Source organism: Selenomonas sp. oral taxon 138 str. F0429 (assembly GCF_000318175.2).
Lineage (GTDB): Bacteria > Bacillota > Negativicutes > Selenomonadales > Selenomonadaceae > Centipeda > Centipeda timonae.
Window position 1 is genome coordinate 186,466 of record NZ_KB290947.1, and the last position, 24,299, is coordinate 210,764.

Sequence of the window (24,299 nt, forward strand, 5' to 3'; positions counted from 1 at the left end):
GGGCGGCATTCTAACCAACTAAACTACCGGGCCGAACTTTGGTGACGCGTACGGGATTCGAACCCGTGAAGCCGCCGTGAAAGGGCGGTGTCTTAACCACTTGACCAACGCGCCGTACATCATGAACTGCGGCGGACACCCGCGGGTATCCGCCGCACACTCACGAAGGCAATTATATGGGATTTTTGACCGCTTGTCAACATCTTTTATTTACGCTATAATACGTCATCAGAGGCTGACACCGCTGCCGAGATTTGCCCACTGGACATCCGAGGCATACTCCTCGAGTTCGGGCAGCTTCTCCATGAGGTAGGAGTTCGTGACGCGCACGAACGTCCCCTTCATGCCGAGCGACTTCGACTCGATGACACCTGCGGACTCGAATTTGCGGAGCGCGTTGACGATGACCGAGCGCGTGATCTTCGCCTCGTCCGCAATGCGCGACGCGATGAGTCTGCCCTCGAACTTCCCTTGGCTCGCAAGCTCCTGCAGGATCGCATGCGCCGCCTTGCGCTCGGAGTACGAGAGTGTCTCCACTGCAATGCGTACCGCCTCGCGCTGACGCGCCTCGACCTCATTGCGCTGCGCCGCATCGCGCAGCATCTCCATACCGACTACGGTTGCGCCGTACTCCGAAAGCAGGAGGTCAGGATCCCCGAACTCTTTCTTGCCGCTTGCCACAACGAGAGTCCCCAGTCTGCGCCGTGGGCCGTAGATCGGTGTGATGACAATGTTCTGCTCGCGGAAGAGCTCCGCCATCTCTTTTTCATAGGACGCCCCGTCCGCATCCACCCGGATGTTCGCGTGCGTCTCCTCCAAGCGATTGAGCCAGTCGACATACTTTCTCGGGAACTGTCCCATTTCGATCGCTTCGTTCACCATGAGGTCGTCATCATCGTCAAAGAGCGCATATCCGCAAATTTTGCCGCCCTCGTCCGTGATGTAGACGTTCGCCTCAAGGACATTGCTCAACACGCGCGAGATCCCGTCATACTCAACGCTTTCCGAACGCTGAAGCAGACGATTGATTTGCCGTGTTTTTCCCAGCAATGAAATCATCTGAATCCCCCTCTTTCTCGAACTGTCCGCACAGTCCGAAACAAATAACCACACCCCGTAAAAGACATTTTTCCTTCTATAGATATAATACTACATTTTTTCCAAATATCAAGAAAAACTTGAATGTTTTTCATCTTTGACCGATAAAATCCTACTATCATTCCATAGGAACAGGCGATATTGTCGAAAAAATTTTTTCTGCATCTTGCCTAATGGGGGGAATCATAGTATAATAGCACGGTATTGCGCGCGACTTGAGTGAAGTGCGCGTCGAGGAGGTGTAGCAATGGCAAGTGTATGCGAGGTCTGCGGCAAGGGGCCGATGAGCGGCAACAATGTGAGCCACTCCCATGTGAAGACGAAACGCAAGTGGAAGCCGAATATTCAGCGTGTCCGCGCCCTTGTGAAGGGTGAGGTCAAACACGTCAATGTGTGCACGCGCTGCCTGCGTTCCGGCAACGTCGAGCGTGCCGTGTAACAATCAGCGCATAGAAGAAGCCGTCCGCAGTTCGGGCGGTTTTTTCTTTCGAAATGTGAAAGGGATGATGTGATGTCGAATGTGAACGAGATTCTGGCGGCGAACGAGGGCTATGCTGCCGCGTTTGGGGATAAAGGCGCGCTGTCGCACGATCCGGCGCGGCGCTTTGCCATTGTCACCTGCATGGACTGTCGCCTCGACCCCGCAAAGTTCGCGGGGCTCCTCGAGGGGGATGCGCACGTCATCCGCAACGCGGGCGGTCGCGTCACGGCGGATGTGATCCGCTCGCTTCTCATCTCCTACGAGATGCTGGGGACAAATGAGTGGTTCATCATCCAGCACACGCACTGCGGCATGCAGGGTTTCACGAACGAGGAGGCACGGGCACGCTTTGCGGCGAATGCGGCGAAGCAGGGAATCGACGCCGTCGAGGCGCATTACATCGACTTCATGCCGATCAGCGGGACGATCGAGGAGAATCTCGTGCGCGATGTCAGCCACCTGCGCCATCATCCGCTCGTCCCCGCCGCGATCACGATTCACGGCTACGTCTATGACGTACACACGGGGCGCCTGATCGTCTCCGAGGAAGCGGAACGGATTGGGGCGGCAAAATAAAACAAAGCAGCAAAAAAGAACGCTCCATGCGGGGCGTTCTTTTTTTGCTGTCAATTTTCCTCTGTGCGAGCCCACTCATTCAACCTCCTCCGCACCTCACGCCAGTCCGGAAAATACATATCCATACGAGCGTAAAAACGTGCGTCGTGTCCACGCACCCAGAGATGTGTGAGTTCGTGCGTGATGACGTAGCGGAGGGCGGGCACATCATAGCGGGCGAGCTGGAGATTGAGTGTAATTGCCGCCGTTCGGACATTGCAGCTCCCCCATCGCGTCTTCATTGCGCGGATGCGCCAGAGAGAGGCACGCTTGCCGACCGTCTGCTCACACGCAGGCGCTTCGCGCTCGATTGCCGCCGCAAGCTGCGTGCGGTAGAGCGCCATGATTGCCGCACGGCGCACGTCAGTATCTGCATCCTCGGGCACATGGAGCAAAATCTGATTCTCCACGCGTTCAGCATACGGCTTCCCGCGCAGGAGTGGACGGTAAACGAGGGGATATGCCGTCCCCCAGAGCGGAATGCGCTCCCCCTCTACATACTGCGGCTCGGATTTCTCTGCATGCACAGAAAGCAGCCGCCGACGCTCATCAATCCATGTGCGCCTGCGGCTGACAAAGTGCTCAATCTCCCTCTGTGACGTCCGCTGCGGCACGCTCAGCTCGATGTGCCCGTCAGGCGGGCAGACACGGAGGTAGAGATTCTTGATATTCTTGTAGCGTATCTCAGTCGGAATGCCGTCGATGAGGAGTGATTTCTCCCGCAGGAGGCGCACCCGCTTCCTCATTTCCCCTCTTGTGCGCGTATCTCACGCATCTTTGCCGCGACATTGTAGATGACGCTCAGATCCTCGCTGTCAAACGTATAAGCCTCGTTGCAGAAATGGCATTTCACCTCTGCCTCACCGTCGTCGCGCAGTGCCCGCAAATCAGCTTCGCCGAGCGTCAGCAGACGGTCGGTGATGTAGTTCTTCGAGCAGTTGCAGCGAAAGGCGAGGTCGGTTGTCGAAAGGATCTTCACATCATCGAAGCCGCCGAGGATTTCCCCAATGATGCCTGCAGCGTCCAGCCCCTCCTCCACCATATGGGAGACGGAGGAAATTCCCTTGAGGTTCTCCTCGAGACGGTCAATCACATCATCAGATGCACCCGGCAATGGCTGAATGAAGAAGCCGCCCGCGCCGAGACATTTCAGCTCGGGGCTGACGAGAACGCCGAGCCCGATCGAGGACGGCGTCTGTTCCGAGGTGTAGAGGTAGCTGATGAGATCCTCTGCGACCTCACCGTTTGTGATGTCGACGCTGCCCGTGACCGGCTCTTTCAGCCCCGTGAAGCGCGTGACCAAGAGGATGCCGCGCCCGATACCGCCGCCGACGTCAATTTTTCCGTGTGCGTTGAGCGGCAGATTGACATGCGGATGATCGACATAGCCGCGCACCGAGCCGTCTGCCGTTGCATCCGCCGTCACCGTGCCGAGAGGGCCGTCGCCCTTGAACTTGATTGTCACGGATTCCTTGTTCTTGAGGTTCGCGGCAAAGAGGAGCGCGCCCGTCATCGTGCGCCCGAGCGCCGCTGCAGCAACGGGATAGCAGTCGTGCCGACGCATCGCCTCAGCGACAACATCCGTCGTCACCGCCGCATATGCGCGCAGCGCGCCATCTGCAGCCGTCGCCTTAATGAGTTGATCCATATTCTGTCCTTACCAGTCAAGTGCGAGTTCGTGCAGAACCTCGCCCGTATCTATGTCAAAAATCCGAATTGTTCCGTCCTCAAGGACTGCGACGGTATTGCGTCCGTCGGGACGCTTTGTGAGGGCGGCAGAGCCGGGGTTGAGGAAGACGGTATTGCCGCGCTTTTCGAGTACGTTCACATGAACGTGTCCGCTGATAAAAAGGTCTGCTTTCAAATGCCGCGCCATCGCCTCCTTTTCCGCATCTGTCATGACGGCGTCGCCGTGCGTGACGATGATGCGCCGTCCCTCCCACACAACGTAGGCATAGGGGGACATCAGAGGCACTTCGAGACAGCTCGCATCCACGTCTGAGTCGCAGTTGCCCTTCGCGATGATGACAGGGATCTCGGAGGCGTTGATGCGCTCGATCAGCCCCATCGGGTTGTAGTCCGGCTTCATCGGGTTGCGTGGGCCGTGGTAGGCGACGTCGCCCGCGTGGAGGATGAGATCAGCGCCCGTGAAGAATTTCTCACAGGCGCGCACCCACGCACCTTCATGTCCGTGCGTATCGCTGAGTATTCCGATCTTCATGGTCTCACATCTTCCCGAGGAGACTTGCCATCTCCATTGCCGCCATCGCCGCATCTGCGCCCTTGTTGCCCACCTTCGTGCCCGCGCGCTCGATTGCCTGCTCGATGTTCTCCGTCGTCACGACGCCGAAGATCGTCGGCACACCCGTCTGCAGTCCGACCTGCGCGACGCCCTTCGACACCTCATTGCAGACATAATCGTAATGCGTTGTCGAGCCGCGAATGACCGCACCGAGGCAGAGGACGGCGTCGTACTTGCCGCTCTCCGCCATCTTCTTCGCCGCAAGCGGAATCTCGAACGCGCCCGGCACCCACGCGACGTCGATGTCCGCATCCGCCGTCTCGTGACGGTGGAGCGTATCGAGCGCACCGCTGACGAGCTTACCCACGATGAACTCGTTGAACCGTGCGGCGACAATGCCGAATTTACGCCCTTTTCCGCTGATGTAACCTTCGATGATATTTGCCATTTTATTTTCCTCCCAATTCCTCATCACTGAGGATATGCCCCATCTTTTCCTTCTTCACCGTCATATACTTGCGGTCAAAGTCATGTGTGCTCATGACGATCGGTACACGCTCGACAATCTTCAGCCCGTAGCCCTCAAGTCCCGCGCGCTTCGCAGGGTTGTTCGTCATGAGACGGATCGTCGTGAGCCCAAGATCGGCGAGAATCTGCGCACCGAGCCCATAGTCGCGCAGATCCGGTGCAAAGCCGAGCTCGACGTTCGCCTCCACCGTGTCGCGCCCCTGATCCTGCAGTGCGTACGCGCGCATCTTGTTCGCAAGGCCGATGCCGCGTCCCTCCTGCCGCACATAGAGGACGACACCCTCGCCCTCCGCCTCGATCTGCCGCATCGCCGCCGCCAGCTGATCGCCGCAGTCACAGCGCATCGAACCGAGCGCATCGCCCGTCAGACACTCCGAGTGCACACGTACGAGCACGTTCTCCTTGCCGCGCACATCGCCCTTGACAACGGCGAGATCACAGCGGCTGTTGAGTGTGTTCTCGTAGGCGAGCAGGCGGAAATGTCCATATTTGCTCGGGAAATCCACATCCGAAATGCGATGAACAAACGTCTCCGTATGCTTGCGGAACTCGATGAGATCCGCAATCGTGATGATGTTCAGCCCATGCTTTTTTGCAAATCCCTTCAGCTCGGGCGTGCGCATCATATGACCGTCGTCCGCCATGATCTCGCAGCACATTCCCGCAGGGAAGAGTCCCGCCATGCGTGCAAGATCGGTGGTCGCCTCCGTGTGTCCGGCACGGCGCAGGACACCGCCCTCGACCGTGCGTAGGGGGAAGATATGCCCGGGGCGGCGGAAGCTCGACGGCTTTGCCGCAGGGTCGATGAGCATCTTTACCGTGTGGCAGCGCTCGAATGCGGAGATGCCCGTCGTCGTATCGTAGGCATCGACGCTGACTGTGAACGCCGTCTCGTGGTTGTCCGTGTTGTTCTCGACCATCTGCCCGATCTCGAGCTCGTCGAGTCGGCTGCCGGCGATCGGCGTGCAGATCAGCCCGCGCGCGTACGTCGCCATAAAGTTCATATGCTCGGGCGTGAGCTTCTCGGCGGCGACGATGATGTCACCCTCATTCTCGCGATCCTCATCGTCAACGACGACGAGCATCTTGCCGTTTTTGATGTCCTCAATCGCCTGTTCAATCGTTGCAAAATCTGACATAGTATCTCTCCTAAGAATTTGACTGTGTTCCTGCGAATAGTTGCGGTGCGATGTCCCTAAGCGAACCCTAGTGGAGCAAGTGAGTAAAGCGTGCGGTACGCCCCGTCGGATTTCTTTCGTTCAAGCGAAGCGCGTTTAAGAAGTCCGACGGTATTTAAGCGTACAAGCACGCGATCACTTGCGCAACGAGGCGTTCGCGTGGGACTTGCACCGCAGAGAAAACACCTATTACACCATGTTGTCTAAAATCCATGCTGCAAAAGAAAGTCCCGTGTAAGCCCTGTGCTCCTTACGGCAGAATTTTCGCCGCCGAGCAGCTTCAGCGCATATTTGCCCAGAATGTCCGTCTCGATGTTGAGCGGACTGCCGACGCGCTTTGCGCCAAGGTTCGTCACCGTGCGCGTATGCGGGATGAGACTGACAGTAAAATCCCGCACACCCACCGCCGCGACCGTGAGACTGATGCCGTCGAGCGCAACCGAGCCCTTCTCAACAATCCCGTGCAGAATTGCGGCGTCTGCCGCAACCGTCATCAAGATCGCATTGCCCTCTTCGCACATCTCCGTGATCTCACCCACACCGTCGATGTGTCCGCTGACGAAATGCCCACCGAGACGCGTCGTCGGGAGCAGGGCACGCTCGAGGTTGAGCGGTGCGCCGTGGGTCAATCCTGCGAGCGAGGTGCGCCGCAAGGTCTCCGGCATGACCGCCGCGCGGAAACCGCGCGCATCGAAGGCTGTGACAGTGAGACAGATGCCGTTGACTGCAATGCTGTCGCCGATGTGTCCATCCGACTGGACAAGCTGTGCCCCGATAGAGATATTGCCGCCCGAAAGCCCCGCGAACGTGCCGACCTCCTCGATGATTCCTGTAAACACACTGTCACCCCCCTGCTGCGCGCGGATAACCCGTAACGAGGATGTCCGCGCCCACCTGCTCCACCGTCATATCCGTGAGACGGAGCGCCGCCTGCGGGCTGTCAAAGCCCGTGCCTCCGATGGGTGTCGGCGCTGCTGTGCCGCCCATCAGCATAGGCGCAATGAAGGCGTGTACCTTGTCCACGAAGCCCCCCGCGAGGAACGACCAGTTCACCTGCGCGCCCCCCTCGACAAAGAGTGAGGAGATTTCATGTGCGCCGAGCCAGTCAAGGAGCTGCCCGATGTCCACGCGCTCCGCGCCAAGCGTCACAACCTCCGCACCGCACGCGTGCAGGAGATTCACACGGCGATGGTCGGCGCGCTCGCTCACGGCAATCACCGTTGGCGCTGCGCCGTCCGTCAGGAGTTTTGCATCAATCGGCGTACGTGCCTCGGAGTCGAGCACGATGCGCGGGGGATTGTGTCCCGTGCGCCCCTCCAGGCGCGTCGTGAGGCTCGGATCATCCGCGAGTACCGTGCCGATGCCGACGAGGATCGCGTCCTGCACATCGCGGCATTCATGGACGCGCGCACGCGCCGCCTCGCCCGTAATCCACTGTGATGCGCCCGTATGACTTGCGATCTTCCCGTCGAGCGTCATTGCCGTCTTGAGCGTGACAAAGGGGTGCTTCGTTGTCACCCATTTCAAAAACACCTCGTTCTGCCGCCGCGCCTCTGCCTCACATACGCCGCTCACAACCTCGATTCCCGCCGCCCTGAGCAGGGAAAACCCGCGCCCCGCAACAAGCGGGTTCGGGTCGGAGAGCGCCACCACGACGCGCGCAATGCCCGCCGCAATGACAGCCTCGGCGCATGGCCCCGTGCGTCCGTGATGCGCGCACGGTTCGAGTGTCACGTAGAGCGTCGCGCCGCGCGCCAGCTCCCCCGCCATGCGCAGTGCATGAATCTCCGCGTGCGGCTCCCCCGCCGCGCGATGCCAGCCGCTCGCGACGATCGTATCATCCCGCACAATCACCGCCCCGACAAGCGGATTCGGCGACGTGCGCCCGCGCGCATACGCCGCCATGCGCAGCGCCTCGCGCATATAGGATTCGTCAATTTCCTTCATAACAATCCCATTCATAAAAAATGCCACCGGAAGAGTTCTCCTCCGGCGGCACAAATCGTCCTAAATAGACGCGCCTTTTCCCATCCAGACTGCGGAGTTGCCTCCTTCACTGTCGGCTTCGGAATCTCACCGAATCGTGCCCCGTTCAGGGGCTTGCGGGCTATACCGCCGGTGGGGATTTGCACCCCGCCTCAAAGAGCATCGTTCGTATGCTATTGTAACACTATGGGTTTACCGTGTCAATCGGCAATCTTGCGCGCGCTGCGCGTTTCCTCCGCGCGTTGCACAACCTCATCGAGATTTGCCCCGCAGACCGAAGCAATCGCCGCGACAACGCCCCCCTCGATCAGGGGACAGTCCACCATACGCAGACGACGCTCCGGCATCTCCTCGAGGATCGTTTCCACCGTCAGAATCGAACTGCCCGCGTCCATGAGGATGACGACGCCGTCGTCCGTATATACCGCGTCGATAGCGGCGACGATTCGCGCATAGCTCGTCCCGAAGCCGCCGTCCTCCATGCCACCTGCAACTGCGAGGCGCACATCCTTTGCCATCATGCGGCAGGTCTCCGCAGCGCCGTGCGCGAGCGCAGCGCTGTGCGTTACAATCACAAGTCCGACCATATCAGCCTCTCTGACGCAGCCATCCGCCGATGCCGCACACTGCTCCCGCGAGTGCCGCGGGCAGGAGTGTCGCCGCCTGTGGGACAGCCTCCAATATCATCACGCCGATCGTGCGGTCATGTACGATCATCGCACCGCCCGTCCAGCCGAGAATGGCAGTACCGAGCACGACGAGCACGGGATATTTATCCATGAGTTTCCCAATGAGCTGACTCCCGCCGACCACAATAGGGATGCTGATGATAAGACCAAGCACAACGAGCAGAAAATCGCCATGCGACGCTCCGGCGATCGCAATCACGTTGTCAATGCCCATTGCCGCATCGGCAATGATGATCGTCTTGACCGCTCCTGCAAACGTCTCTGCTGCCTCAATATGCTCCTCGCCGCCCGACGGCTTCATCAGCTTCACCGCAATCGGCAGCAGCACCAGTCCCCCGAGTGCCTGCAAGTAAGGCACAGAGAGCAGCTGCACGGCGAAGTACGTCATGATCAGACGGATGATAATCGCACCCGCCGTACCGACGTAGATCGCACGCTTTCGGAGGTGTGTGGGCAAACGGTTGGATGCCATTGCAATAACGACGGCATTATCCCCCGCGAGCACGAGGTCGAGCACGATGATCGAAAAGAGTGCCACAAAGAACTGCGACGAAAAGAGTTCGACTTCCACAGCTTCTCCTTATTTTGCCATCATCTTTGCGAGCTTCTGCGCAAAGGCGACGGGATTCTCCGGCAAGATGCCCTCAATCAGCAGTGCCTGCGTATAGAGCAAGTCGCAGTAGTCCTTGAACTCCTCGCTGTCCTTGCCCGCTGCGTGCACCTCTTTCAGCTTCGCAAAGAGGTCGTGATGCGGGTTGATCTCGAGAATGCGCCGTGCCTTGAACATCGGATTGTTCATCTCGGCAAAGGTCTGCTCCATCGACAGCGACGGCCCTGCCTCATCCGCGACCAGACAGACCGCGCTCGAGCGCAGACGCTGCGAGATCTTGACCTCCGCGATCTTATCCCCGATGGCTTCCTTCACATCCTTGATGAGATCGTCGTTCGCCTTGGCGATATCCTCGGTCTCCTTCTTCGCCGCCTCGCTCTCCGCATCTCCTAGATCGAGATCGCCACGGCTGATCGAGTGGAAGTTTTTCCCCTCGTACTCATGCACCGTCTCGATTGCAAACTCATCCACGGGGTCGAGCAGGAAGAGCACCTCCAGACCGCGCTCGCGCAGCTGCTCCATCTGCGGCAGCTGTTCAATCGTCGCCTGATCCTTCGCCGTCGCATAGTAGATGCTCTTCTGGCTCTCGGGCATACGCGCAACATACTCCTTGAGGGAGACAAGCGCCCCCTCCTTCGAGCTGTGGAAGAGCAGGAGATCCTTCAGCTTGTCCACCGTGTCGCGCCCCACGTACATGCTGTTGTAGATGCCGATCTTCAGCATCCGCCCGTATTCGTTCCAGAACTTTTCGTAGTCCTCACGGTTTTTCTCAAGCTTCTTGCCGAGTGCCTTGAGCACATTTTTCTCAAGCGCACGTCCGATGGTCTTGAGCTCACGGCTCTGCTGCAGAAGTTCACGCGAGATGTTCAGCGAGAGGTCGGGAGAGTCCACGAGCCCCTTGACGAACCGCAGATAGTCCGGCAGGAGATCCTTGCACTTGTCCATGATGAAGACGTGGCGCGAGTAGAGCTGAATGCCCGGCTCATAGTCTGCCTGATAGAGGTTGAACGGCGCACGCGCAGGGATCTCAAGGAGTGCCGTGTACTCGACTGTCCCCTCCGCCTTCGTGTGGAACACCTCCATCGGTGCTTCCCACTCGTGGAACTGGTCACGGAAGAAATCGTTGTACTCCTCCGCCTTGATCTCCGACTTTGCACGCGTCCAGAGCGGCTGCATCGAGTTCAGTGTGCGCAGCTCCGTCTTCTTGATCTTCTCCGCGCCCTCGATGACCTTGCCCTCATCGTCGCGCGGCATCTCCTCCGTCGTGACATTCATGCGGATCGGATAGCGCACATAGTCCGAATACTTCTTCACGAGGCTCTCGAGCTCGAACGTATCCGTGTAGTCCGTCTCGCCCTCCGTGAACTCCTTCGCGAGGTGGATCGTCACCGTCGTGCCGCGCTGCTCCTTCTCCGCATCCTCAATCGTATAGCTGCCGTCGCCTGCCGACTCCCAGCGCGTTGCCTGCTGCTCGCCCGCACGGCGCGTCACAATCGTCACACGCTCCGCGACCATAAATGCCGAGTAGAAGCCCACGCCGAACTGCCCGATCAGCTCCTTGTCAGCTGTGCCGCCGCTCTCCTCCTTCGCCTTGGCAAGCTGCTCCATGAACGCCTTCGTGCCCGACTTTGCAATCGTACCGATGTTCTCCACAACCTCCGCACGCGACATACCGATGCCACTGTCCGAGATCGTCAGTGTCTTACTCTCCTTGTCGGGAACGAGGAAAATCTCATAGTTTTCATTCCCCTCGAGCATATCGCGGTTCGTCAGGCTCTCGAAATGGAGCTTGTCCATCGCGTCCGACGCATTCGAAATCAGCTCACGCAGGAAAATCTCGCGATTCGTGTAGATCGAGTGGATCATCAGATCGAGCAGCTGCTTTGTCTCCGCTTGAAACTCAAACGTTTCCTTTGCCATAGTATCATTCTCTCCTTGTATTTATTGTTCTATGTATGCAATTTTAAAACTGTGATTTATTTTACACCAAAAATGACAAAAAGTCAAATTTATGTGCGATATCCTTATCGAGAGGCTATAACGTCTTCCATCAACGTCTCCCAACGTCCCCAAATAATCTTGGGGGCGTAAACGCGCATGGATTCCCGTGCCGCACTCCCCATCCGCACACGCAGATCGCGGTCGCGTATGAGCACCGCCATTTTCTCTGCAAGAGGTTCTGCCCCGTCCGCTGCAAGGAGACCACTTTCTCCATCGCGAAGAAGCGCACGCACGGCGATACAACTGCGAAAGCCGACGGCAGGAAGCCCCATACTGAGAGCCTCGGCCAGTGCCATTCCAACCCCCTCACGCGCGCTGGGCATGACGTAAAGATCCGCCCCCTCCAAAACATGCGGTACATCCTGCGTTGTCCCGCAGAAGTGGATGCGTGCAGAAAGCCCTGCCTTCTCCACCATACGCTGTAATTTTTTCTGATAGAGCCTCTTATCCTCCGCCCCCCAGAGTTCGAGCTTCCAGTTGGGAAACTCCGCCGCAATGCGTATAAATGCCTGAATGAGCAAATGCGGCTGTTTGATGTTGCGGACGAGACGCCCGACAAAGACGACCTTATAGAATTCCTTCTCACGCGCCAGATCTGCTTGCTGCGCGTACTGCGGAACGACGTTGCCGATGACCTCGACCCGCACGGGAAAACCGGCGACATAGGCCCGAAGAGGCTCTGCAAACGCAGGGAGGAGTGCCTGACAGACAGCGGCGTGACGAAGCGATGCCACTTCGGCATCGGGATAGTTGTAGAAGTAGTCTCTTGTATCCCCATGTGCCATGACAATGACAGGCGTATGGATCCCGAGATCGGATAAAAATACTTTTGCAGATGCAGGCTGAAAAGCGATGATAACCTCTGGCTGTGTCTCCGTCAAAATTGTTCGCACATGAGGAAGGAGATACTTCTCCGTAAATTCATTGTTGACGGCACGCCCGCGCTTCTGACTGAACGCACGCAGAATTTCCCGTCGTATTTTATAATGCGCGGGAAAGAGCGTCGTTTGTCCGCGAAAATGGTGCAGATTGTAGGCTCTCACGCGTTCATCGAGCGGAAAAAAAGGAGCTCCCTCTCGGTCATCGGCATACACCGTCGTCACCGTATGCCCGCGCCGCGCCATCTCATTGGCGAACGCAACATTGACCTTGGCAAGTCCGCCTGTATCTCCGACCATCTTTGAGAAATTCGCGAGCAGTATCCGCATTGTGGCTCTCCCATCTCATTATCTTCCTTTGTATTAGATCATTGTAACAAATCCGTCATAGAATCGCAATCCGGTCTTTTCAGAAACAGGACTACTCTCCTATTTGCAAGCACAGATTTTTCAATTATACTCTTGCAGGTAATTGTTATCATTTTGTGTTATAGGAGAAAGGGAGATAGTCTTATGGAACAGGAACAGAACTCACCGCAGAAGCCGCAGATGATTATTGTAAAATCAACGAAGAATGTCGGGCTTGCCGCTGGTCTCGGATTCTTCTTTGGTCCGCTCGGCATGTGCTATGCGACACTCAAAGGCGCACTCATCATGTTTCTCGTCAACATTGTAATCGGGATCTTCACACTCGGATTCGGTGTATTCCTTACATGGCCGATCTGTGCGATCTGGGCATACATGGCGGCCAAGAAGTACAACGAGCAGCTGTACGCCGAACTCGGTTAATGCCCATGTCATTGAACTTCTGCGGGATTATGCTATAATGGACACAGTTGTAGGCGTTCTGCTCTAAAGAACGGAGGGGTTCCATGAAGCATTTTTCATTTGGTGCATTCCTGAGCGCGGCTTTGCTTGCACTCGCGCTTGTGATTCCGACAGGAACGGCATCCGCCGAAGAGGCTGTCTCGACGCTGACGATGAGCGGGGTCGGCTCTGCTCAGATCGCACCGGATATGGCAGAGGTCACACTCGGAGTCGTAACGGAGGCAAGGGACGCGGCAAAGGCGCACGCGGACAATGCAGCACAGGCGACGCAGGTACAGTCTGCACTAAAGGCACTTGGCATCGCAGAGCGCGATATTCAGACGACGCGCTATGATTTTTCGCCGATCTACGACGTAAAGGACAACGGGCGCAGCGTCACGACGGGCTATACGGTAACGAATGCAGTCGTCGTTAAGGTGCGTAATCTCACGAATGTGGGCAAGGTGATTGACACGGCACTCGCAAACGGCGCGAATCGCGTGGATTCCCTCGAATTCTCGGCGAGCGATCCGAGTGCGGCAAAGAACGCCGCGCTTGCCGATGCCGCGCGTGATGCACGCAGCAAGGCGGATGCCGTGGCACGCGCGCTCGGCGTACACATTGTCCGCATTCTGAATGTCCACGCAGATACGCAGTCCCACACGCCGCACAACTACATGCCCATGATCATGGCAAAGGAGGCGTACGATGCCGCGACGCCCATTACGGCGGGCGAACTTTCCTTCGAGGCTTCGGCGAGCATCACCTATGTCATCGAGTAAACGGGGGCGAGTGTCCGCTGTTGAGGCGATTCGCGGAATCTCGATGATGGGCGTGATTGGCATTCACATCGGCGCGGAGTACCTCGCGAATCCATCGCCCAACATTCATCTTGTAGCGCTTTTTGACATCGGTACGCGCTTTGCCGTACCGATTTTTTTCTTTATCTCGGCGTTCGGACTGTTCTATGGACAGTCGCCCTCCGCTCCCTTTTCCTATCGGGATTTCCTCGTGCGGCGCGGGCGTGCGGTCATGATCCCCTACCTCGTATGGTCGCTCTTCTACCTGATTCATGACGCATACGTATACGGGGTCGGCTTTCCGCCGCTGACCGCACTGCCGGGGATTCTCTTCTTCGGCAATGCAAAGTACCAACTCTACTTCATGGTGATCCTGATCTGGTTCTACCTGCTGATGCCGCTCTGGCGGATCCTGCTCGCACGTATGACGCTGCCGTTGCTCGCCGTGATCCTGCTCGTACAGATTGGATTCGACTACTGGTCGAGCTTCAGCACGGCATTCAATCTCTACGTCTACGGGCTGCCCGAAGGGACGCTGCTGCGTGCCCTGCTGTTCTACCGACTGAACTACTGGGTGATGCACTACGTCTTTATCTTCCTGCTCGGTGGGTATGTCGCGCTCCATTTCGATGCGTTCCGTGCATGGATGGAGCGCAATACAGCGCGGCTCTATGCGCTCGGCATCGTCAGTCTCGGCGCACTCCTCGCGTGGTACTACAAGCTCATCCTCGTGGACGGATATACACCGCTCGAGGGCATCTACACAGCGCATCAGCTCTCGCCGCTCGGCATCTTCTACACGATCGGCGCAACGCTTGCACTCTTTGCGTTCTTCACGCGGCTCGGCACGGAGAATGCCCTTGGGCGTGCGTTCCAACTCCTCGGAAAACACTCCTACTTCATCTATCTCGCGCATCCCGTTGCGATTACGTATTTGCTCATGGTGATTCATGGACAGGGCTATGTGCTCACTGCGCCGCTTGCGCTCTCCATGTATATGGCTACGCTGCTCCTCACGCTGTTAGCAGCTGTGATAGTGCGAAAGATCGGTGAGCGCGTTCCGATTGTGAATGAGCTGACGATTGGGCTGAAACCAAAGAAATAAAAATATGGCGATGCAAGAAAATTTGCATCGCCATATTTTTATCTCAGCCGCCGCAATGCCTCCTCCGCCATGCACGCAAGATAGTGTGCCGTCTGCGGGATCGCGGCAGGGTCGACCGTGAATTTCGGATGATGGTTCTCGGGGGAGAGTCCTGTGCCGACGAATGCAAAACAAGTCTCCATCGCTTCCTGATAGTAGGCGAAGTCCTCGCCCGCCATCCACGGCACGGCATCCACGACAGCAAAGTCCTCCTCTGCCGCCGTCTCCCGCGCGAGCGTGTTCCAACGCTCCGTATTCACAACAGCGGGCGGCCCTGCCGTCCATGTGACCTCTGCACGTCCGCCGAATGCTGCCGCAATCCCCTCGGCAAGTGAGGCGACACGCTCCTTCACGAGCGCACGGTCATCCGAGTCAAAGAGGCGTATCGTCCCCTCCATCCATGCCCGCTCGGGTAGGACGTTCCACGTCGTCCCTGCCTCGATATACGTCACGCTAACGACGGCGGGGCGCAGGGGGCTGATATTCCGCGCCGCAATCGTCTGCGCCGCCGTCACAAACTGTGCCGCCATGACGATGGGATCACAGCCGCGATCCGGCTGTGCCGCGTGCGTGCCAACACCGTGGAATGTGATCTCGAATTTATCCACGGATGCCATCATGCCACCTCTGCAGAGTCCGAACGTACCCACTGGGTAGATGGGACGCGCATGGATGCCGAAGATTGCGGCGACGTCATCGAGTGCACCCGTATCAAGCACCGTGCGCGCACCGCCCGGCGCTTCCTCTGCTGGCTGACAGACGATATAGACCGTACCCGCAAGCTCTGCCTCACGCTCCTTGAGAAGGAGCGCCGCCGCGAGTACCGACGCCATGTGAAAGTCATGCCCGCAGGCGTGCATCTTCCCCTCGTACTGCGAGCGATACGGCAGGTCTGTCTCCTCGTGAACAGGCAGCGCGTCGATATCCGTGCGCAGGGCGACGATGGGCTTTCCCGTGCCGATCGCAGAGATCAGACCCGTTGCAAGCGGCAGATCAAGTACACGAATCCCTGCATGTTCAAATGCTGCACGCAGGCGCGCCGTCGTCTCGAACTCCTCATAGGCAAGCTCTGGATGTGCGTGTAGCCACTCGAATTCACCACGCGCAAAATCCATGATTTCCGTCTCTGTCATATGTCACCTCGTTTCATAAAGGAAAGGCTGCCGCCGAATAAAATTTCGTGCGACAGCCTTATTTTATTCTGCTCTACGGCTTACAGCCCCGCTTCCTTCTTCAGCAGCTCTGCCTTATCCGTCTTCTCCCACGGCAGATCGACATCCGTGCGGCCAAAGTGCCCGTATGCCGCCGTTTGGCGATAGATGGGACGGCGCAGGTCGAGCATCTTGATGATGCCCGCAGGACGCAGGTCGAACGTCTTCTGCACGAGCGCGACGATCTTCTCATCGTCGATCTTGCCCGTGCCGAACGTGTCCACCATGATGGAGACAGGATGCGCCACGCCAATCGCGTACGCAAGCTGAATCTCAACGCGATCTGCAAGCCCTGCCGCAACAATATTCTTCGCGACATAGCGCGCCGCATACGCCGCACTGCGGTCAACCTTCGTGGGATCCTTGCCCGAGAACGCACCGCCGCCGTGACGTGCCCAGCCGCCATATGTATCGACGATGATCTTGCGCCCCGTGAGCCCCGAGTCGCCGTGCGGGCCGCCGATGACGAACTTGCCCGTCGGGTTGACGAAATACTTCGTCTCCGCGCGCAGCAGCTCCGCCGGAACGATCTCCTTGATGACCTTCTCGATCATATCCTTGCGGATCGTCGCGAGATCAACATCCTCGTCGTGCTGCGTCGAGATAACGACCGTGTCGACATAGACGGGCTTGCCATCCTCATAGGCAACCGTGACCTGCGTCTTACCGTCGGGACGCAAATACTTGAGCGAGCCGTCCTTGCGCACATCCGTGAGGCGGCGCGCAAGCTTATGGGCAAGCACCGTCGTGAGCGGCATATACTCAGGCGTCTCGTTCGTCGCATAGCCGAACATCATGCCCTGATCGCCCGCGCCGATTGCCTCAGCCGCATCCATATTGCCCTCGCGGGACTCAATCGCCTGATTGACGCCCTGTGCGATGTCCGGCGACTGCTCGTCGAGCGAGACAAGGATGCCGCAGGTATCAGCGTCAAAGCCATAGCTTGCATTCGTGTAGCCGACTTCGCGCACGGTCTGACGGATGATCTTCGGAATATCCGCATAGCAGGTCGTCGAGATCTCGCCGACCACATGTGCCTGTCCCGTCGTGACAAGCGTCTCACACGCAACGCGCCCCTGCGGATCCTGCGCGAGAATCGCATCCAGAATGCTGTCCGAAATCTGATCGGCGAGCTTATCCGGATGCCCCTCGGTGACAGACTCAGATGTAAAAAGCATCTTCTTCATTTGGAACCTCCCTTAGTTCGTAAAAACTTTGAAATCCTCATCCGCATAAGAAAAGCCTCCCCGCTAAGATAAGGGAGGCTTTTTACTGCCGCTCTCATCTCATAGGCGCTTCGCCTAAAGGAATTGGCACCGTTGGCGCAGTCGCCATGGTTGCCGCAGCTTCATCGGGCCATTCCCTCCACTGCTCTGGATGAGGTATATTCTCTTCTATACGTCGCATTGTAACGAATGTATGGGGCGTTGTCAAGGACTATTTTCACACATTCTTCTCATTTTTGTTTTTCAGCGCTTCCTCCAGCCGATCCAATATCACACCCGCAAGCGCGGATTTCGCCATCAGCGGGTGCTCCTCCGCACGCCCATCCGCAAAGAAAATCTGTACATGATTCGTCGGAACGCCAAAGCCCGCATCCTTCTCCGCGACATTGTTTGCAACGATGAAGTCCAGATTCTTCTTCGCGAGTTTCCCGCGCGCATACTCCGCGACATTCTGCGTCTCTGCCGCAAATCCAACGAGAATCTGATGCCGTTTCTTCTGCCCGAGCTCATAGAGGATGTCGGGATTGCGCGTGAGGGTCAGCGTGAGTTCGCCGTCCGACTTCTTGATCTTGTGCTCTGCCATCTCTGCGGGGCGGTAGTCCGCAACCGCCGCCGCCTTGACGACAGCATCCACCATATCGTACTCCGCGAACACCGCCGCATGCATATCGCGCGCACTGCGCACATCCACGCGCTGCACACCCGCAGGTGTCGCAATCGAAGTCGGCCCTGCGATGAGCATGACCTCTGCGCCGCGCCGTGCCGCCTCTGCGGCGATCTCGAAGCCCATGCGTCCCGTCGAGCGATTACCAAGGTAGCGTACAGGGTCGAGCGGCTCCTCCGTCCCTGCCGCCGTCACGAGAATGCGCCGTCCAGCGAGGCTCTGCGCGCGCGCAAAATACTCCTCCACGACGCGAACGATTTCCGCAGGTTCGGGCAGACGTCCCGCGCCCGTTGTGCCGCACGCAAGCTGTCCGACGGCGGGCGGGATGACTGTGGCGCCGCGCTCCATGAGGCGGCGTACGTTCTCCTGCGTGACAGGATTCTCCCACATCCCCGTGTTCATCGCAGGGGCAATAAAGAGCGGCGCATGCGTTGCAAGCACGCTCGTCGTCAGCATATCGTCCGCAATGCCCGCCGCCGCCTTTGCGATGAAGTTCGCCGTCGCGGGCGCGACGAGGACGAGTTCTGCGAACTCTGCGAGGGCAATGTGCTCGACGTGATGATGTGGCTCGCCCCACATCGTCTCTGCGACAGGCGCACCTGTGATCTCACGGAATGTGAGCGACGTGACAAAGGAGCACGCCGCCCGCGTCATGATGACGCGCACGTCTGCTCCCGCCTTTTTGAGGCGGCTCGCAATCTCGACCGCCTTGTATGCGGCAATGCCGCCCGTCACACCGAGGACGATGCGCCGCCCTGTGAGTACTCCCACGTCAGACGCTCTCCTTGCAGAGATCATAACTGATCTTGCCCTCTGCGATCTCCTCAAAGGCATTCGTCACATTCTTCGTCGAGCGTGCACGCTCGGACTTCACGGGGTCACCCTCGAGCAGCTGCCGCGCACGCTTTGCCGCGAGCACAACCACGCCGTAGCGGCTGTCCACCTTCGTCAGCAGCTCATCCGTCGAGGGATTCACCATACCGATTTCCACATTCGTCTTCATTGCTGTACCTCTATCTTTCAAATTTCAAACTGCGCAGGATCCATATCCGCGCGCAGGCGCTCTGCCGCGAGGATCGTCTGAATCCGATCCGTCGCCGCCTCCACTGTATCGTTGAGCACGGCGTAGCGGTAACGCTTTCCGAGCCGAATCTCATCGCGTGCCGCTGCAAGGCGACGCGCCATGCTCTCCTCCGACTCCGTCCCGCGCCCCGTAATGCGACGGCGCAGTTCCTCAAGCGACGGCGGCAGGAGAAAGATGAACGTCCCGTCGGGGCATCGCTCCATCACGTTCAGTGCGCCCTGCGTGTCGATCTCGAGCAGGATGTCCTCCCCCGCCGCGCGGCGTTCCTCAATTGGGGCAAGCGGCGTGCCGTAGTAGTTGCCGTACACATCCGCGTACTCGAGGAATTCCCCCGCCGCAATCATCGCCTCGAACGCTTCGCGCGTGCGGAAATAGTATTCGCGCCCATCCATCTCACCCTCACGCGGCGCGCGTGAGGTTGCAGAGACGGAATAGGCAATGCCTGCCTCACGCGTGAGCAGCTCCTTGCAGACCGTCCCTTTTCCCGTGCCGGACGCACCCGAAATCACAATGAGAAGTCCCTTTTTCACTCTGCGTCCTCCTTCGTTGTCATGCGTCCCGCAATCGTCTCCGGCAGGAGCGCCGAGAGCACAATGTGACCGCTGTCCAGAACGATGACGGCGCGCGTCCGCCGCTTGTACGTTGCGTCAATGAGACGCCCCACATCACGCGCATCCTGCACCATGCGCTTTGCGGACATGGAAGTCGGCGCAACGATGGCGACCATGCGCCCCGCGAGGACGATGTCGCCGAATCCGATATTGACCGTCTCCATGCTCACTCCAAATTCTGTACCTGCTCACGCAGTTTCTCGACCTCGTTCTTCATCGCGACAACGATCTGCTGTGCGGCAGCATTGTTCGCCTTCGAGCCAATCGTATTCGTCTCACGATTGATCTCCTGCAGGAGAAAGTCCAGCCGTCGCCCAACGGGCTCCGCCTCGGCGAGAATCGCGCGGAACTGGGCGAAATGGCTCGCAAGCCGTACGAGCTCCTCCGTGATGTTCACACGATCGGCATAGAGTGCCGCCTCCTGCACGATACGTGTTTCATCGGGCGTGACTTCCTTGAACTCCGCAAGCACCTCCGCGAGATGCGCACGGTAGTCCGCCACAATCTGCGGGGCGATCTCCTTCACCTGTGCACGCTGCTCCTCAAGTCGTGCAAGCCGCTTCTCAAAGTCGCGTGCGAGATGTGCTCCCTCAGCAAGCCGCATCGCATCGAGTGCAGTGAGTGCCTGCACTGCCGCATCCAGAAACACCGCGCGCGCGCCAGCGATATCCGCCTGCTCACGCACCGAGATCACGCCCTCATACTCCGCTGTCATCCGCACGCCGTCATTCAGCGGTGCATCCACCGCGCGGGCGACCTTTCCGAGTGCCGCATAGTACGCACGCGCCAGTCCCTCATTGACATGGACATCGTACTGCTTTTCACTGCGATCCTCGAAGTTCACATAGACATCGAGCTTGCCGCGGGCAACACGCGTGCGGATGAGGTCGCGCAAATCGTTCTCCCACGCGCCAAACGCACGCGGCATATGCGGTGCAATCTCAAGAAACCGCTGATTGACCGCCTTGATCTCAACCGTGACACGGTAGTCCGGTGTCTCCGCCGTACCCGCGCCATAGCCCGTCATGCTCCTGCGCGGCGCACTCATAGCGAGCCCTGCCATACGCCCGTAAAGACCGGTTCGGCGGGTCCCGTCATAAGGATATGCCCGTCCGCACGCCACTCCACATGAATGATTCCGCCATCGACCTCAATGTCCGCCGCACGGTCAAGGACATCATTGAGGACGCCCGCCGTCAGCGTCGCACACGTCCCTGTGCCGCAGGCGAGCGTGATGCCCGCTCCTCGCTCCCAAACGCGCATGCGCGCATGCGTGCGGCTCTTCACCTCGACAAACTCCGTATTGATCTTGCGCGGAAATGCAGGATGATTCTCGAACTGCGCCCCCAGTTCCGAAAGAGGGAACCCCTCTGCATCGTCCACAAAGATCACACAATGGGGATTGCCCATCGAGACGCAGGTCATCTTGTACTCCGTACCGTCCACCATGAGCGGCTGTGCGACAACACGTTCCGCGCCGAACCCCACTACGGGTATTTTATCTCCTTCAAGCACGGGCACGCCCATATCCACCTCGACCGCCGTTACAACGTCGTCCTGCGTGATAATGCGCGGCACCATCGTGCCCGCGAGTGTCTCAATCGTAAACTGCTGTGTTTTCATGCGCCCATAGTCATAGAGATACCGCGCAAAACAGCGGATGCCGTTTCCGCACATCTCCGGCTCCGTCCCGTCCGGGTTGAACTCGCGCATCCGCACATCCGCCGTCTCCGAGGGGCAGACCACCATCAGACCATCCGCACCGATGCCGAAATGCCGATCGCACATCTTCACCGCGAGTGTCGCAAAGTCAATCGGCTCTTTATCCAGAAAATCCACGACCACGAAATCGTTGCCGCAGCCCTGCCATTTTGTAAACTCCATTGATTCACCGCCTTGCTGCACGTATTGTACTATGAAACGTCCTTATGCGCAAGGCAAGGACTGTCGCTTATTTCTTAATTATTACGAACATGGGGGAGCACAGACGTGCGATGCTCCTAAGCAAACCCTAGTGAAGCAAGCGGAGCAAAGGGCTCGTTCTGTCCCCTGCGGATTTCTTTCGTTCAAGCGAAGCGCGTTTAAGAAGTCCGCAGGTATTTAGACAGATAAGTGCCCGACCGCTTGCGTAACGAGGTGTTTGCGGGGGGTTCGCACGTCGGCATTTACCATGCCCCAGCCTTGCCTATTACGCTGTTCGCGTGTATAATTTTTATGAACTAGAAAGAAGTGATACCATGAGCCTTGACGGCTTCTCCATGTCCGCCCTCACCCGCGAACTCGCAGACGCGCTCACAGGCGGGCGCATCGATAAAATCAACCAACCGAATAAGCAGTCCATTGTCCTTTCCGTACGTCAGCCGGGGAAAAATCTGCTCCTCTACATCAACACCAACGCAAGCAACCCGTCCGCTCATCTCATCGAAAATGCACCCGAGAATCCAGCCGAGCCGCCAACCTTCGTCATGCTCCTCAGGAAACAGCTCGAAACGGGACGCATCGCCGCCGTGCGGCAGGAGGGACGCGACCGCATCATTCACCTCGACATCGACGTAATCGCGGGTGGCGGGCGCATCACAACGCGCACCCTCACCATCGAACTCATCGGCAAATACAGCAACATCATCCTCCACGAGGACGGTATCATCACCGAGGCTCTGCGCCGCATCGGCGAGAATACGAGCCGCGTGCGCACCGTGTTCAAGGGCATTCCCTACACCCTCCCACCCGTACAGGACAAATATGATCTCTTTACGGCAGACATCGCAGACATTATCACACGCATACAGTCGGACAGCGAGGCAAAACTCTTTCAGGCTCTCATTGGCTCCGTCCTCGGCTTTGGCCCCGTCTCAGCAAAGGAGATCTGCTTTCTCGCGGGACTTGCACCGAACATCTGCGTCTCCGAACTGGACGCTGCGGACTTTGCCGAGATTTCCCACGCACTCAGTGAGCTGCGTACATGGATGAAAGAGCCCGCCCCCTCCCTGCGTCTAGACGAGAACGGCAAAGTTACGGCGATGGCGGCATTCCCCCTCAGCGAACTTCCCAATACCCAGTGCATCTCCTATCCCACGCTCAGTGCACTGATGATCGACGCAGACAAACGCCTCGGCAGCTATGTCATCCCCGACCGCGAACGCTTTCGTCGTCTCGTGCGTACCGAGCTTGCGCGCGCACGAGAGAAATATGACAAGCTTGGCACAGAGATTGCGGCGGCGGAGAACGCCGAGGAGCAGAAAATCTATGCCGACAATCTAATGACCTATCAGTACAATTACAAAGACCATGCAGATGAGGCAATCACGGTCGCAAACATATACAGTGAGACAGGAGAAATGATTACCATCCCGCTCGATCGCCGCATCGGCATCATCGCAAATATGCAGGCGTACTACAAGAAATACGACAAGCTGAAGCGTGCCCAACAGCTGCTCGCCGTCCAACAGGAGCACTGCATGGCGAACATCCGCCACCTTGAGAGCATCGAAGCATCCCTTGACTCCTCCACGCGTCTTGCCGAGATTGCAGAGATTCAGGACGAACTGATTACGTCGAGCTACCTCCACGAAAAGCTGCCGAAGCGCAGCAAAGATCGCCGTGCGCATCCGTTCTCCTTTACCGCCCCCGATGGCAGCATCATTCTCGTCGGCAAGAACAATGTCCAGAACGACACACTCACATTTAAGACCGCTGCGCCAACGGACATCTGGCTGCACGTCCGCGACATCCCCGGCTCGCACGTCATCTTGCGGACGAACGGGGACGCACCAAGCGAAGCGGCACTCCATCTCGCCGCGCAGATTGCCGCGCATTTCAGCAAGGCGCGCGGCTCCTCGAACGTCCCCGTCGACTACACCGCCGTCCGCTTCGTCAAGAAGCCCTCGGGTGCTGTTCCCGGCTTCGTCCGCTTCGTGAACGAAAAGACCCTCTTCGTCACCGAGGACGAGGATGTGCTTGTGCCAATTCTTGCACAGGATCCGACAGTGGGATAGTTTGGTATAGTTGGCACAGGCGCCCCTTCCACCGCTATCGCGGTCCCCCTCCCCCGTCTCGCACGGGAGAGACCATATAAAAAAGACCGCCCGCAGGCGGTCTTTTTGTGTGTCAGATCAGACGAGCTCGATGATGGCCATCGGGGCAGCATCGCCGCGACGGGGGCCGAGCTTCAAGATGCGGGTGTAGCCGCTCTTGCGATCCGTATACTTCTCTGCGATTTCACCGAAGAGCTTGCGCACGACATCCTCTTCTGCCAGAGCCGCGATGGCCTGACGACGCGCACTGAGGTCGCCGCGCTTGGCGAGCGTGATGAGACCATCGGCGAGAGAGCGGAGCTCCTTTGCCTTTGCCTCGGTCGTCTCAATGCGTCCATACTTGAAGAAGGATGTGAGGATGCTCCTGAGGAGAGCCTTGCGGGCCGCGGAATTGCGTCCGAGCTTTCTCATG

The 24,299-nt window shown here is 58.2% G+C and carries 27 protein-coding genes, 2 tRNA genes and 2 riboswitches (1 of these 31 running past the window's edge); of the genes, 6 read left to right on the forward strand and 23 right to left on the reverse strand.

Annotation, left to right across the window (positions count from 1 at the left end; all coding sequences use genetic code 11):
• The 3 genes from HMPREF9163_RS12090 to codY all read right to left on the reverse strand — a co-directional run.
• Positions 1–33, reverse strand: a tRNA-Asp gene (locus tag HMPREF9163_RS12090) (it extends 82 nt beyond the left edge of the window).
• A gap of 6 nt (positions 34–39) precedes the next feature.
• Positions 40–114 (reverse strand) — tRNA-Glu (locus HMPREF9163_RS07880).
• A gap of 114 nt (positions 115–228) precedes the next feature.
• Positions 229–1,059, reverse strand: a complete 831-nt coding sequence (gene codY, locus HMPREF9163_RS07885) for a GTP-sensing pleiotropic transcriptional regulator CodY (RefSeq protein ID WP_009441224.1) — start codon at positions 1,057–1,059, stop codon at positions 229–231.
• A gap of 286 nt (positions 1,060–1,345) precedes the next feature.
• On the opposite strand from codY, the gene rpmB reads away from it, so the two are divergent.
• Together rpmB and HMPREF9163_RS07895 are read left to right on the forward strand one after the other, a co-directional pair.
• A complete protein-coding gene (gene rpmB / locus HMPREF9163_RS07890) occupies positions 1,346–1,537 on the forward strand; it encodes a 50S ribosomal protein L28 (RefSeq protein WP_006307492.1) in 192 nt (63 codons plus the stop codon).
• Positions 1,538–1,609: 72 nt separating this feature from the next.
• On the forward strand, positions 1,610–2,155 hold the full coding sequence (locus HMPREF9163_RS07895; RefSeq protein ID WP_009441226.1) for a carbonic anhydrase: 546 nt from the start codon (positions 1,610–1,612) through the stop codon (positions 2,153–2,155).
• A gap of 50 nt (positions 2,156–2,205) precedes the next feature.
• Here the strand turns inward: HMPREF9163_RS07895 and HMPREF9163_RS07900 are convergent, their stop codons facing one another.
• From HMPREF9163_RS07900 to HMPREF9163_RS07950, 11 genes are all read right to left on the reverse strand, one after another.
• Positions 2,206–2,940 (reverse strand): M48 family metallopeptidase, encoded by a 735-nt coding sequence (locus HMPREF9163_RS07900; protein ID WP_009441227.1) that lies wholly within the window; start codon positions 2,938–2,940, stop codon positions 2,206–2,208.
• Entirely contained in the window at positions 2,937–3,842 is a 906-nt protein-coding gene (gene hslO, locus HMPREF9163_RS07905) for an Hsp33 family molecular chaperone HslO (RefSeq protein WP_009441228.1), read from the reverse strand. Before hslO ends, HMPREF9163_RS07900 begins: the two co-directional genes overlap by 4 nt.
• Positions 3,843–3,851: 9 nt before the next feature.
• Entirely contained in the window at positions 3,852–4,415 is a 564-nt protein-coding gene (gene yfcE / locus HMPREF9163_RS07910; protein WP_009441229.1) for a phosphodiesterase, read from the reverse strand.
• A gap of 4 nt (positions 4,416–4,419) precedes the next feature.
• Complete coding sequence (ribE, locus tag HMPREF9163_RS07915; protein WP_037346650.1) at positions 4,420–4,884, reverse strand: 6,7-dimethyl-8-ribityllumazine synthase; 465 nt, start codon at positions 4,882–4,884, stop codon at positions 4,420–4,422.
• Between the two features lies 1 nt (position 4,885).
• Entirely contained in the window at positions 4,886–6,103 is a 1,218-nt protein-coding gene (locus HMPREF9163_RS07920) for a bifunctional 3,4-dihydroxy-2-butanone-4-phosphate synthase/GTP cyclohydrolase II (RefSeq protein ID WP_009441231.1), read from the reverse strand.
• A 242-nt stretch (positions 6,104–6,345) separates the two neighbouring features.
• Positions 6,346–6,981, reverse strand: coding sequence for a riboflavin synthase (locus tag HMPREF9163_RS07925; protein ID WP_009441232.1), 636 nt, complete (start codon positions 6,979–6,981; stop codon positions 6,346–6,348).
• Between the two features lie 4 nt (positions 6,982–6,985).
• Positions 6,986–8,089: a bifunctional diaminohydroxyphosphoribosylaminopyrimidine deaminase/5-amino-6-(5-phosphoribosylamino)uracil reductase RibD gene (gene ribD, locus HMPREF9163_RS07930; protein ID WP_157049436.1), complete on the reverse strand. Its 1,104-nt coding sequence runs from the start codon at positions 8,087–8,089 to the stop codon at positions 6,986–6,988.
• Between the two features lie 69 nt (positions 8,090–8,158).
• A riboswitch (FMN riboswitch) is annotated at positions 8,159–8,292 on the reverse strand.
• A gap of 36 nt (positions 8,293–8,328) precedes the next feature.
• Positions 8,329–8,715 carry a dihydroxyacetone kinase phosphoryl donor subunit DhaM gene (gene dhaM / locus HMPREF9163_RS07935; RefSeq protein WP_009441234.1) on the reverse strand — a complete coding sequence of 129 codons (387 nt, stop codon included), beginning with the start codon at positions 8,713–8,715 and terminating at the stop codon, positions 8,329–8,331.
• 1 nt (position 8,716) lies between these two features.
• Positions 8,717–9,388 (reverse strand): TerC family protein, encoded by a 672-nt coding sequence (locus tag HMPREF9163_RS07940; protein ID WP_009441235.1) that lies wholly within the window; start codon positions 9,386–9,388, stop codon positions 8,717–8,719.
• Between the two features lie 9 nt (positions 9,389–9,397).
• A complete protein-coding gene (gene htpG, locus HMPREF9163_RS07945; RefSeq protein WP_009441236.1) occupies positions 9,398–11,347 on the reverse strand; it encodes a molecular chaperone HtpG in 1,950 nt (649 codons plus the stop codon).
• A 104-nt stretch (positions 11,348–11,451) separates the two neighbouring features.
• Positions 11,452–12,636, reverse strand: coding sequence for a glycosyltransferase (locus HMPREF9163_RS07950; RefSeq protein ID WP_009441237.1), 1,185 nt, complete (start codon positions 12,634–12,636; stop codon positions 11,452–11,454).
• Between the two features lie 183 nt (positions 12,637–12,819).
• On the opposite strand from HMPREF9163_RS07950, the gene HMPREF9163_RS07955 reads away from it, so the two are divergent.
• The 3 genes from HMPREF9163_RS07955 (at position 12,820) to HMPREF9163_RS07965 (ending at position 15,018) form a co-directional block, all read left to right on the forward strand.
• Positions 12,820–13,095: a hypothetical protein gene (locus tag HMPREF9163_RS07955; RefSeq protein ID WP_009441238.1), complete on the forward strand. Its 276-nt coding sequence runs from the start codon at positions 12,820–12,822 to the stop codon at positions 13,093–13,095.
• A gap of 83 nt (positions 13,096–13,178) precedes the next feature.
• Positions 13,179–13,895: an SIMPL domain-containing protein gene (locus HMPREF9163_RS07960; protein WP_009441239.1), complete on the forward strand. Its 717-nt coding sequence runs from the start codon at positions 13,179–13,181 to the stop codon at positions 13,893–13,895.
• The gene (locus HMPREF9163_RS07965; RefSeq protein ID WP_037346652.1) at positions 13,882–15,018 is read left to right on the forward strand and encodes an acyltransferase; all 1,137 of its coding nucleotides are present in this window, start codon (positions 13,882–13,884) and stop codon (positions 15,016–15,018) included. Before HMPREF9163_RS07960 ends, HMPREF9163_RS07965 begins: the two co-directional genes overlap by 14 nt.
• 38 nt (positions 15,019–15,056) lie before the next feature.
• Here HMPREF9163_RS07965 and HMPREF9163_RS07970 read toward each other — a convergent pair whose 3' ends face one another.
• The 8 genes from HMPREF9163_RS07970 to dapF form a co-directional block, all read right to left on the reverse strand.
• Positions 15,057–16,190 carry an amidohydrolase gene (locus tag HMPREF9163_RS07970; RefSeq protein WP_009441241.1) on the reverse strand — a complete coding sequence of 378 codons (1,134 nt, stop codon included), beginning with the start codon at positions 16,188–16,190 and terminating at the stop codon, positions 15,057–15,059.
• An 80-nt stretch (positions 16,191–16,270) separates the two neighbouring features.
• A complete protein-coding gene (gene metK / locus HMPREF9163_RS07975; protein ID WP_009441242.1) occupies positions 16,271–17,455 on the reverse strand; it encodes a methionine adenosyltransferase in 1,185 nt (394 codons plus the stop codon).
• Positions 17,456–17,546: 91 nt separating this feature from the next.
• Positions 17,547–17,652: riboswitch (SAM riboswitch) on the reverse strand.
• A 59-nt stretch (positions 17,653–17,711) separates the two neighbouring features.
• Positions 17,712–18,929 (reverse strand): bifunctional phosphopantothenoylcysteine decarboxylase/phosphopantothenate--cysteine ligase CoaBC, encoded by a 1,218-nt coding sequence (coaBC, locus tag HMPREF9163_RS07980; RefSeq protein ID WP_037346655.1) that lies wholly within the window; start codon positions 18,927–18,929, stop codon positions 17,712–17,714.
• A gap of 1 nt (position 18,930) precedes the next feature.
• The gene (gene rpoZ / locus HMPREF9163_RS07985; RefSeq protein WP_009441244.1) at positions 18,931–19,161 is read right to left on the reverse strand and encodes a DNA-directed RNA polymerase subunit omega; all 231 of its coding nucleotides are present in this window, start codon (positions 19,159–19,161) and stop codon (positions 18,931–18,933) included.
• Positions 19,162–19,178: 17 nt separating this feature from the next.
• The gene (gmk, locus tag HMPREF9163_RS07990; RefSeq protein WP_009441245.1) at positions 19,179–19,772 is read right to left on the reverse strand and encodes a guanylate kinase; all 594 of its coding nucleotides are present in this window, start codon (positions 19,770–19,772) and stop codon (positions 19,179–19,181) included.
• Complete coding sequence (locus tag HMPREF9163_RS07995) at positions 19,769–20,017, reverse strand: DUF370 domain-containing protein (protein WP_009441246.1); 249 nt, start codon at positions 20,015–20,017, stop codon at positions 19,769–19,771. The genes gmk and HMPREF9163_RS07995 overlap by 4 nt, the downstream gene beginning before the upstream one ends.
• 2 nt (positions 20,018–20,019) lie before the next feature.
• Positions 20,020–20,901: a YicC/YloC family endoribonuclease gene (locus HMPREF9163_RS08000; RefSeq protein ID WP_037346657.1), complete on the reverse strand. Its 882-nt coding sequence runs from the start codon at positions 20,899–20,901 to the stop codon at positions 20,020–20,022.
• A complete protein-coding gene (dapF, locus tag HMPREF9163_RS08005; RefSeq protein ID WP_009441248.1) occupies positions 20,898–21,737 on the reverse strand; it encodes a diaminopimelate epimerase in 840 nt (279 codons plus the stop codon). The genes HMPREF9163_RS08000 and dapF overlap by 4 nt, the downstream gene beginning before the upstream one ends.
• Positions 21,738–22,090: 353 nt before the next feature.
• Between dapF and HMPREF9163_RS08010 the strand changes: the two genes are divergently transcribed.
• Positions 22,091–23,848 carry an NFACT family protein gene (locus HMPREF9163_RS08010; protein WP_009441249.1) on the forward strand — a complete coding sequence of 586 codons (1,758 nt, stop codon included), beginning with the start codon at positions 22,091–22,093 and terminating at the stop codon, positions 23,846–23,848.
• A 117-nt stretch (positions 23,849–23,965) separates the two neighbouring features.
• Here the strand turns inward: HMPREF9163_RS08010 and rplQ are convergent, their stop codons facing one another.
• Positions 23,966–24,298 carry a 50S ribosomal protein L17 gene (gene rplQ / locus HMPREF9163_RS08015; RefSeq protein WP_006694683.1) on the reverse strand — a complete coding sequence of 111 codons (333 nt, stop codon included), beginning with the start codon at positions 24,296–24,298 and terminating at the stop codon, positions 23,966–23,968.
• Between the last annotated feature and the right edge of the window lies 1 nt (position 24,299).

Bases quoted from the DNA above. Each gene is read 5' to 3' on its own strand.
- codY (WP_009441224.1), bottom strand. From the start codon at position 1,059: ATGATTTCATTGCTGGGAAAAACACGGCAAATCAATCGTCTGCTTCAG.
- rpmB (WP_006307492.1), top strand. From the start codon at position 1,346: ATGGCAAGTGTATGCGAGGTCTGCGGCAAGGGGCCGATGAGCGGCAAC.
- HMPREF9163_RS07895 (WP_009441226.1), top strand. From the start codon at position 1,610: ATGTCGAATGTGAACGAGATTCTGGCGGCGAACGAGGGCTATGCTGCC.
- HMPREF9163_RS07900 (WP_009441227.1), bottom strand. From the start codon at position 2,940: ATGAGGAAGCGGGTGCGCCTCCTGCGGGAGAAATCACTCCTCATCGAC.
- hslO (WP_009441228.1), bottom strand. From the start codon at position 3,842: ATGGATCAACTCATTAAGGCGACGGCTGCAGATGGCGCGCTGCGCGCA.
- yfcE (WP_009441229.1), bottom strand. From the start codon at position 4,415: ATGAAGATCGGAATACTCAGCGATACGCACGGACATGAAGGTGCGTGG.
- ribE (WP_037346650.1), bottom strand. From the start codon at position 4,884: ATGGCAAATATCATCGAAGGTTACATCAGCGGAAAAGGGCGTAAATTC.
- HMPREF9163_RS07920 (WP_009441231.1), bottom strand. From the start codon at position 6,103: ATGTCAGATTTTGCAACGATTGAACAGGCGATTGAGGACATCAAAAAC.
- ribD (WP_157049436.1), bottom strand. From the start codon at position 8,089: ATGAAGGAAATTGACGAATCCTATATGCGCGAGGCGCTGCGCATGGCG.
- dhaM (WP_009441234.1), bottom strand. From the start codon at position 8,715: ATGGTCGGACTTGTGATTGTAACGCACAGCGCTGCGCTCGCGCACGGC.
- htpG (WP_009441236.1), bottom strand. From the start codon at position 11,347: ATGGCAAAGGAAACGTTTGAGTTTCAAGCGGAGACAAAGCAGCTGCTC.
- HMPREF9163_RS07950 (WP_009441237.1), bottom strand. From the start codon at position 12,636: ATGCGGATACTGCTCGCGAATTTCTCAAAGATGGTCGGAGATACAGGC.
- HMPREF9163_RS07955 (WP_009441238.1), top strand. From the start codon at position 12,820: ATGGAACAGGAACAGAACTCACCGCAGAAGCCGCAGATGATTATTGTA.
- HMPREF9163_RS07960 (WP_009441239.1), top strand. From the start codon at position 13,179: ATGAAGCATTTTTCATTTGGTGCATTCCTGAGCGCGGCTTTGCTTGCA.
- HMPREF9163_RS07965 (WP_037346652.1), top strand. From the start codon at position 13,882: ATGTCATCGAGTAAACGGGGGCGAGTGTCCGCTGTTGAGGCGATTCGC.
- HMPREF9163_RS07970 (WP_009441241.1), bottom strand. From the start codon at position 16,190: ATGACAGAGACGGAAATCATGGATTTTGCGCGTGGTGAATTCGAGTGG.
- metK (WP_009441242.1), bottom strand. From the start codon at position 17,455: ATGAAGAAGATGCTTTTTACATCTGAGTCTGTCACCGAGGGGCATCCG.
- rpoZ (WP_009441244.1), bottom strand. From the start codon at position 19,161: ATGAAGACGAATGTGGAAATCGGTATGGTGAATCCCTCGACGGATGAG.
- HMPREF9163_RS07995 (WP_009441246.1), bottom strand. From the start codon at position 20,017: ATGGAGACGGTCAATATCGGATTCGGCGACATCGTCCTCGCGGGGCGC.
- HMPREF9163_RS08000 (WP_037346657.1), bottom strand. From the start codon at position 20,901: ATGAGTGCGCCGCGCAGGAGCATGACGGGCTATGGCGCGGGTACGGCG.
- dapF (WP_009441248.1), bottom strand. From the start codon at position 21,737: ATGGAGTTTACAAAATGGCAGGGCTGCGGCAACGATTTCGTGGTCGTG.
- HMPREF9163_RS08010 (WP_009441249.1), top strand. From the start codon at position 22,091: ATGAGCCTTGACGGCTTCTCCATGTCCGCCCTCACCCGCGAACTCGCA.
- rplQ (WP_006694683.1), bottom strand. From the start codon at position 24,298: ATGAGAAAGCTCGGACGCAATTCCGCGGCCCGCAAGGCTCTCCTCAGG.